Origin of the sequence: Candidatus Palauibacter australiensis, from assembly GCA_026705295.1 — a bacterium.
Classification (GTDB): Bacteria; Gemmatimonadota; Gemmatimonadetes; order Palauibacterales; family Palauibacteraceae; genus Palauibacter; species Palauibacter australiensis.
The window spans coordinates 1-7,472 of record JAPPBA010000017.1 but is presented as its reverse complement, the minus strand read 5'-3'; the positions used below and the strand labels follow the sequence as shown (position 1 = coordinate 7,472).

Sequence of the window (7,472 nt, the reverse complement as noted above, 5' to 3'; positions counted from 1 at the left end):
TACCATTATTCGATACCATAAACTTGTGAAGCGCAAGCATCGAAGAACACAAAGAGTGCCGTGGCGAGCATTCGAAATTGGCTGAGGGAGAACGGAGTGGAGCCGTGAAGAACACGATGGAGATCGGCGGCTACCGGGCCGTCATCCAGTTCGACCCCGACATCGAGATGTTCCGGGGCGAGTTCGTCGGCCTGAATGGGGGTGCGGACTTCTACGCCCGGGACGTTTCGGGTCTCCGGAGGGAGGGCGCGACATCGCTCAGAGTGTTTCTGGAGATGTGCGAGGAGGACGGCGTCGAGCCGGGACGCCGGTACTCGGGGAGGTTCAACCTGCGCATCCCGTCAGAGCTACACGCGAACGTCGCCGCCGCGGCGGCCGCCGAAGGGAAGAGCCTGAATCAATGGATCGCCGACACGCTCGGCGACCGCGTGGCACCCGCGACGGCATGACGGCCGATCACGCAGACGGCGACGTGGCCGCGCCTGCATCGGCCTTCGAGACGTTCCCGCGGGAACGTCCGTAGGGTCGCTCAGGGGGACTCGCTCTCTTAGTCGCCCGCGCCCGCGGCCAGGAGCTTGCGGTGCATGCCGCGCACGTTGAGTTCGCGCCAGTCGTCGTAGCGGTCCCAGTGGCTGTAGTCCTCCATGAGGACGGTCTCGGCGGTCTCGTCCTCGCTCAGCCCCGCCTCGACGGCGGTCCGCACGGCCGCGTCCAGGTCCCGGTAGTAGGTGAGTTGTCGCTCGACCGCGGCCCGGTCGCCCGGCGGACCGTGCCCGAACACGATCGTCTCGAACGGAATATCGAGCAGACCCTCGATCGCGTCGAACTGGTCGGGGAAGTGGAAGCCGGCGAGGTCCTGGTACCCGAACCGGTCGCGCGCCACGAAGTCCACCGCAAAGGCGAGGCTGTGCGCCGGCAGGAAGCCCACGGCGATGTCGTCGCCGTTGCTGCGGCCCAGGTAGTGGAGTTCGATCTCGCCGTCCGCGAGCGTCATCGTCTCGTCGAAGGTGTCCGTGGGCGGGGGGAGGTCGGGGTTCGCGGCCTCCCTGAGCGGCGCCTCCGCGTTCCGGTGCGCGTAGATGGGGACGTCGGCCTCGAACGCCTCGCGCAGCACCTCGGCGCCCGTCGAGTGGTCCGCATGGTGGTGGCTGTAGACGATGGCCGCGAGTTCGACTCCCGGCGCGACCCGGCGAATCTCCTCCGCGTAGGTGGCGGCCGCCTCGACGGAGATCGGATCGAAGGCGAAGCCCCCCTCCGAGGTCACGACGAACAGGCCGTTGTGTCCGCCCCAGCGGAACTGGTAGACGCCTTCGGCGACCTCGGTCGTCTCGAACTGCGACGGCGCGTCGGCGGCCGCGGCCTCAGCGCCCCCCGCGGGTTCGTCGTACGCCGCCTCTCCTCCTCCGCAGGCGACCCACGAAAGCGAAGCGGCGAGCGCGACGAGCGAGAGCAGGGGGATCCGAGCGATCAGGGGGATCGACGGGCCGGAGACCAGGCCGGAAGAGCGCTTGCGAATCATATCTACTACCTCCATAGTAGCTGGCGCGGAATCGCCCGGTTGAGATGGGGCCGGGCGCCGCGCCCACACTCGAACAAACCTAAGCCGCGGCGGAGGGCTGCCAAGATGCCGCAGGGGGCTGCCAGGATGAGGCGAATGTCACGACGGAACGCCAGCCGTGGACCGCAGTTCGCGTCGGCGGTCGCGACAGGGTTGGCCGCCGGGTGGATGGCGGTGCTCGCGGCCGGGTGGATGGCGGCGCTCGGGGGCGCCGGCCTGCACGCCCAGGAGATGGTCGACCTTCCCGGCGAGGATCGTGCCGTCTCGCCGGACCTCGAGCTGGTGTACGCGATCGGATCCGCCGCCGCGGCGGCCCAGTGGCAGGAGTTCACGTCCATCTCGGGCGTCGCCTTCGACGGCGCGAGCAACCTCTACCTCCTGGACGGGACCCGGATGGAGTCCAGCGCGCGCGTCGTCGTGGTGGATGCGGCGGGACGTTTCGTGCGCGAGTTCGGCCGCGCCGGCGACGGCCCGGGCGAGTTCCGGGCGGCGACGCAACTCGTAGTGTGGGAGGACGGGCAAGTCCTGGTCGAGGACATGCTGCACGCGGGATACCACGTGTTCAGTCCTGGCGGCGAGTTCGAGCGCATGGTGAGAGAGGGCGGTGGGGGAATGGGGTTCGCCATGGCGCGCCGCCCGAACCTCCGACCCGAGCGGACGGGCGCTCGCACGCTGATCGGCCGCAGCGGACGCACGATCCAGCGCGTCGACATGTCCCAGGAGGACGTCGAGGATCACGTGCTCGCGGAGGCCTGGGCGCCGGTCGAGGACGATGGCCCGCGGAGCGGCGACCTCGAAGACATGATCGACGAGGAATGGGGGTTCGAACCGGACCTCCTGTTCGACGCACTGCCCGCGGGCGGGGTCGCGTTCTCGGACTCGTCGGCCTGGGCCGTCAAGCTCACCGATCCGTCGGGCGCAATCTCGCGCATCCTGCGCCGGCCGATCCGGCCGCTGGCCGTGACGGAGGAGATGGAACGGGAGGAGCGCGAACGGCAACTCGAGGCCGAGAGCAACCGCACGATCACGCAGCGCGGGAGCGCACCGCCCGCCGCGGTCCGCGAGATGATCGACAACATGAGGTCGCTGCAGCGGGAGGCCCTCGAGAACATGCGGTTCTTCCCGGAAGTGCCGGTCATCGTAGCCCTGCGCGCGACCTGGGACGGCGCGCTGTGGGTCCAGCGGAGCACGGAGCCCGGCTCGGACGAACCGGGCCCCATCGACGTGATCGCGCCGGACGGGCGGAGCAGCTAGGGCCTGAATCACGACAGGGAATCGTCTAACTACTTACGGGGCTGCACGATCTGCGTTCCCCGCCGTTGGGCTGGACCCTGCTGGACCGTACCCCGAAAGCTGGAGAAACGGACATGAATGGCGGGATTCCCGCGTCTGCTCCGTGAGGCTGCCGCTAGCGTCTTGAGGTGTGGGTGGCGGGGCGTAACTGGCACCGCGCTCTGAGGACTTTCGATCCGTACTGGCGGGCGGCAGGCCGAGGGGACGGACCGCGGAAGCGGAGGCGACGGATCCCCGTCGCCCCCGCTTGCCCGCAGGTCGAGGAGGATATCCTATTCTTCCTCGCAATGCGCGTGATAGGTATCGCCCTCCTTGTGCAACTCACACTCCTCGCCGTTGTCTAAGTGGTCCTTGACGCACTTCATGAACTTCCGACCGGAGCCCTCACAATCGGGCTCAGGGCCCTCGGCCGCCAGCATGGCCCAGGCCTCGACGATGTCTGGACGGTGGATCCAACCGATGTAGCCGTCACCCAAGGGGAAGGCTTCAACGTTTAGCTCGGCGGCCAGATCACCCTTCTTGGTGATGACCACCTCATCGCCGTCGGTCTGATCGAGGATCTCCATGAGGCCGGGGAGAATCGGCTCGTCGACGGTCTCGACCGGGGAGGACGCATGGTCGCACGCGCCCGGAGCCAAGGTCAACAAGCCGATGGCGATACACTTCGGGAGAATCTTCATTTCGCTCATCCTTCTGGTTCGGAGCTTACACAGACGGGTAATCGCGGGTCGATTCCCCGATCAACGAACGCAGTTTGGCCAGTGCCGTCGCCGCCATCTACGGGGAAACCCCCGTCACTGAGCGCGGGATTGCCCCTCATGTTGAGAGGAAGACACCGACGAGCATCCCCTGAGACGGTGCGCCGCTGGAGTCGAATCGAGGCTGTTTTGCGAGCCGGAGGCGATGCCGAGTGCGTGCATTGTCCACTCAGCCGTTGCCACGCCCGGTTCCGACACGAGGGGGATCTCCCCCCATGGCAGACCCGTGATTCACCCGTCAAGAGTCACGGGTTTTCCCTCTCGCAGCGAACGGCTCGTTTTGCGATCATGGAAGTCTGGAGTCATCCATTCACCCCTCGGTCGATCATGTTCACTGGAGGCGAGCATCGTGAAGCAACTCCGCAGGTTGGGCTCCGACCGGGCTGAGGCCGATCGGATTGATCTGTTGACGGCCATGACCTGTGTTGACATAGGCGGGACTTGCACATCTCCTGAGTGAAGGTGGGCCGATGGCGGATCGGCTTCGCGGCTGCGACCGGTCGATTTGCCCGAGAACTGGGACGGATTCGGGAATGCTCGATGACAGGGACTACACCGCCGTCTTCGACGCGTCGCCGGACGCGATTCTCGTCGTGGATTCAGCGGGCATGATTCGGGGCCTCAACCGGCAAGCCGTGGCGATGTTCGGTTGGAGTCGTAAGGACTTGCAGGGCATGGAAATCGAGCGGCTGGTTCCCGCCGCTAGCCGTGGTCGGCACCGGCGGCATCGTCGCCGCTACGGCGAGGCACCGCATCCCCGTCCAATGGGCGAGGGACTGGAACTCGAAGCCTTGCGCAAGGACGGCACGGCGATTCCGGTCGAGATCAGCTTGAGTCCATCGCAACTGCGGCCGGATCGTGACCACGTAATCTGCGTGGTCCGTGACGCTTCCGCTTGGAGACGAATGCGGGGTCCGTTGGGCATGATGGTCGCGGCGGCCGAAGAGGAGCGGAAGCATCTTTCGCGCGAACTGCACGACGAGTTCCTCCAGAACCTCGTGGCCCTGAAGATCCGGGTGAAGCTCTTGGCCGACGAGAGGGACGACGGTGAGAGGGAGCGTGCGCGAGTGCGGATCGCGGAGGACATTGGAGACACGATCCTCGGGGTGAAGCAGATGATTCGGGGGCTGCGGTCCCCGAAACTTGAACGGCAGGGGCTTGTTACAGCACTCGCCACCCTGTTTAGCGATACCCGAGAGGTTTACGGCGTCACGATCCACGCCAGCGTCAACCTCGACTGGGTGGCCGACGAATTGGATCCCGCGACCATCTTGGCCCTGTACCGGATCGTGCAGGAGGCCGTGACCAATGCAGCGACGCACGCAAGGGTGAGGGAGGCTGCCGTGACGCTCAGATCGGTGGACCGCATGATCATCGCGGAGATCCGAGACGAAGGTTGCGGGTTCGAGTTGCCGGGTCCTGGAGCCGCACTTGACGATGACCACCTCGGCCTCACCGGGATGCGCGAGCGGGCGGAGTCCGTCGGGGGCAGCCTCACTGTACAGGCGTCGCCGGGGGAGGGCACCACGGTTCGGGCTGCCGTGCCGATGGTGCGCCTGGACGACGAACGATCATGAGGGTGCTGCTTGTAGACGACCACACGGTGGTGCGCGCGGGTCTAAGGGCATTGCTCGAAACAACCGGCCGGATCGATATGGTGGGCGAAGCTTCGTCCGGGGAGGAGGCCGTGACGAAGGCGCGGGCAATGGAGCCGGACGTTGTGGTCATGGATCTGGCGATGCCGGGAATGGACGGCATCGAAGCGACCCGGCGTATCGCCGAGCTCGGCCTTGAAACGAAGATCCTGGTTCTCACGATCCACTGCGAAGACGAGTTCCTCTTGCCCGCCCTCGAAGCGGGAGCAGCAGGCTTCCTGAACAAGTCGGCCGCCGATGTCGATCTCATCGGAGCCATCGAGGCCGTGGCGCGCGGCCACTCGTACCTGCCCCAGCGAGCGTCAGCACTTATCGCGCGTCAGCAGAAGCAAAGCTCCGAGGGCGGCGGCCCGGGACCGGAGGTGCTTTCGACCCGGGAGCGCACGGTGATCGAACTATGCGCGCAGGGGTATTCGGCTCCGGAATCGGCGGACGCGATGCGCATCAGGACTAAGACCGTCGAGGGCTACATCGCCCGGGCCAAGTCGAAGCTGGGCCTCAAGAACCGGCGCGACATCATCCGTTTCGCCCTCGATCACGGCCTCTTGGGGACCGAACGGAAGCGGTAGAGCAGGAGTCCGTTTATGTCCTCGGAGGCCCCGGACGGCAGGAGGCTGCCGGAGAATGTCACCGAAGCCCCTGCGCTGCCACTTACGGCCACACCGGAGTGTGAAATCGACGTGGAGGGTCGATTCACAATTCCGGCCTCCGGCGATTCACACGGGTCCTCCCGCTTATCCGGTGGCGCGGCAACATCTTGCGGCTCCACCGGTCGGTCGCCCGTGGCACACTGGGCGCGAAGGCGGGGCTGGGAGCGACCCGCCTCGCCGAAGGCTCGGTACGGGCTCGGGGCGAGGTGGAAACTCACACCTCGCCCCCCGCCCTCCACGGGTCGCTCCCGCACCATCAGTCCCTGCGGGAAGGCCCGTCGAGCGCCGCTTCCGAGGCGCTGGACTACATACTTGCCGTCCCCACAGCGGCCCGAGCGGCAGGCGGCTTCGTCCCGGCCCGACTCGCCGGACAACCCCTCCGGTCCAACACGACAGAGCGTTCCATTCGCTCCTGCACTACGTTGAACCCGACGTTTCGGTTTCGCACCCGAGCCGCCGTCTCGGCCTCGACGGGCCGGTTCATTCTCAACCGGGGGATCCGGCCATCGCGATGAGGAAGCTGTTGTTGCTGGGTCTGGCGCTCCTGCCCGCGCAGGTCGAGGCGCAGGAGAGGCCCGGACGAATGATGCTCGAAGCGGGGCTCGTCGGCGGCAGCGGCGACGCCTGCCCCGGACGCTATGTCGGCATCAAGGGACGGCTCGCCGGGCCGGTGTCCCTGTACGGCATGGTCGAGACCTACCGCTGTGCCGATTTCGCGGGCTCCGCCAACCGCATCGGAACGTCCGTCCGGCTCGGACGCGACCGCTGGTTCGTTCGCCCGGCGCTGCGGGCGGGCATCGAGTACGACGGCGGAGACGTTTCCCCGACCGCCGGGGCGAGCCTGACGTTCGGACGGCGCTACGGCGCGCGCTTCATCCTCCACCTCGGGGAGGCCTCCGGCGGCACCCTGACGCTCTTCCAGATGGGCGGTTACATCTCGTGCTGAGCGCGAGACGACATGGCCGATGGCGGCCTCGGCTCTCAAGCCGGATCCATCGGTCGGAGCGACGCGCCGTTGGCCTTCCCGCACGGGATCGTTGGTCACGGGAGCGACCCCAGGCAAGGGTAGGATGGCCGTGCACATCCCAACCGCTGCCGTGGCGTGTGAGGCATGCCGAACACGTGGGTCGCTCCCGTCAACGGGCGCAAGCGCCCGCGCGTCACCGCCGACCCTGCGGCTGCGACACAAACGTAACTGTACCAGCAACTTCTGCATCGGTGACGTGTCACATCCGAGCGTGTTTCTCGTGCACAAAGACCCCGATTTCACTGTGCACCCATGGATCGGCAACGGGCCGCGTCCACGGACGGTCAAATCCCGCCCTCGGAGAAGCGGATCGAACGCCATACCGAATGGCCGTCGATCGTCCCTGACGGACGCATGGATCCGAGCAATTCCTTCATCTCGGCGATCCGCCGGAGGCAGGCCTGGAAGCCGCCCATTGCCTCGACCGCCGCGTCGTCCATGCCAAGGATGGCATTCTCGATGCGCGTGATCTCGTACCGGGCCGCAACGGCGGTTCCGGGCGAGTGGACGGGACGCGCGTCCGCGTCCGCA

General features: G+C 66.8%; 8 protein-coding genes. 5 read left to right on the top strand and 3 right to left on the bottom strand.

Features of this window, described 5'->3' with window-relative positions:
• The first annotated feature begins 104 nt into the window (after nt 1-104).
• Nucleotides 105-449 (top strand): type II toxin-antitoxin system HicB family antitoxin, encoded by a 345-nt coding sequence (locus OXN85_01010; GenBank protein MCY3598539.1) that lies wholly within the window; start codon nt 105-107, stop codon nt 447-449.
• Nucleotides 450-547: 98 nt separating this feature from the next.
• On the opposite strand, the gene OXN85_01005 is transcribed toward OXN85_01010, so the two are convergent.
• Nucleotides 548-1,519 (bottom strand): MBL fold metallo-hydrolase, encoded by a 972-nt coding sequence (locus OXN85_01005; protein MCY3598538.1) that lies wholly within the window; start codon nt 1,517-1,519, stop codon nt 548-550.
• Nucleotides 1,520-1,654: 135 nt separating this feature from the next.
• Between OXN85_01005 and OXN85_01000 the strand changes: the two genes are divergently transcribed.
• Entirely contained in the window at nt 1,655-2,812 is a 1,158-nt protein-coding gene (locus OXN85_01000) for a hypothetical protein (GenBank protein ID MCY3598537.1), read from the top strand.
• 311 nt (nt 2,813-3,123) lie between these two features.
• Here the strand turns inward: OXN85_01000 and OXN85_00995 are convergent, their stop codons facing one another.
• The gene (locus OXN85_00995; protein MCY3598536.1) at nt 3,124-3,540 is read right to left on the bottom strand and encodes a hypothetical protein; all 417 of its coding nucleotides are present in this window, start codon (nt 3,538-3,540) and stop codon (nt 3,124-3,126) included.
• A 602-nt stretch (nt 3,541-4,142) separates the two neighbouring features.
• On the opposite strand from OXN85_00995, the gene OXN85_00990 reads away from it, so the two are divergent.
• The 3 genes from OXN85_00990 to OXN85_00980 all read left to right on the top strand — a co-directional run bounded on the left by OXN85_00990 (nt 4,143) and on the right by OXN85_00980 (nt 6,860).
• Nucleotides 4,143-5,186, top strand: a complete 1,044-nt coding sequence (locus tag OXN85_00990; protein MCY3598535.1) for a PAS domain-containing sensor histidine kinase — start codon at nt 4,143-4,145, stop codon at nt 5,184-5,186.
• Entirely contained in the window at nt 5,183-5,833 is a 651-nt protein-coding gene (locus tag OXN85_00985; protein MCY3598534.1) for a response regulator transcription factor, read from the top strand. The genes OXN85_00990 and OXN85_00985 overlap by 4 nt, the downstream gene beginning before the upstream one ends.
• 592 nt (nt 5,834-6,425) lie before the next feature.
• The gene (locus OXN85_00980) at nt 6,426-6,860 is read left to right on the top strand and encodes a hypothetical protein (GenBank protein ID MCY3598533.1); all 435 of its coding nucleotides are present in this window, start codon (nt 6,426-6,428) and stop codon (nt 6,858-6,860) included.
• Nucleotides 6,861-7,225: 365 nt separating this feature from the next.
• Here OXN85_00980 and OXN85_00975 read toward each other — a convergent pair.
• Nucleotides 7,226-7,472: hypothetical protein (locus OXN85_00975; protein MCY3598532.1), on the bottom strand; the 247-nt coding region annotated here is incomplete at its 5' end.

Coding starts and splice junctions, on each gene's coding strand:
- OXN85_01005 (MCY3598538.1), bottom strand. CDS start 1,519: ATGATTCGCAAGCGCTCTTCCGGCCTGGTCTCCGGCCCGTCGATCCCC.
- OXN85_01000 (MCY3598537.1), top strand. CDS start 1,655: ATGTCACGACGGAACGCCAGCCGTGGACCGCAGTTCGCGTCGGCGGTC.
- OXN85_00995 (MCY3598536.1), bottom strand. CDS start 3,540: ATGAGCGAAATGAAGATTCTCCCGAAGTGTATCGCCATCGGCTTGTTG.
- OXN85_00990 (MCY3598535.1), top strand. CDS start 4,143: ATGCTCGATGACAGGGACTACACCGCCGTCTTCGACGCGTCGCCGGAC.
- OXN85_00985 (MCY3598534.1), top strand. CDS start 5,183: ATGAGGGTGCTGCTTGTAGACGACCACACGGTGGTGCGCGCGGGTCTA.
- OXN85_00980 (MCY3598533.1), top strand. CDS start 6,426: ATGAGGAAGCTGTTGTTGCTGGGTCTGGCGCTCCTGCCCGCGCAGGTC.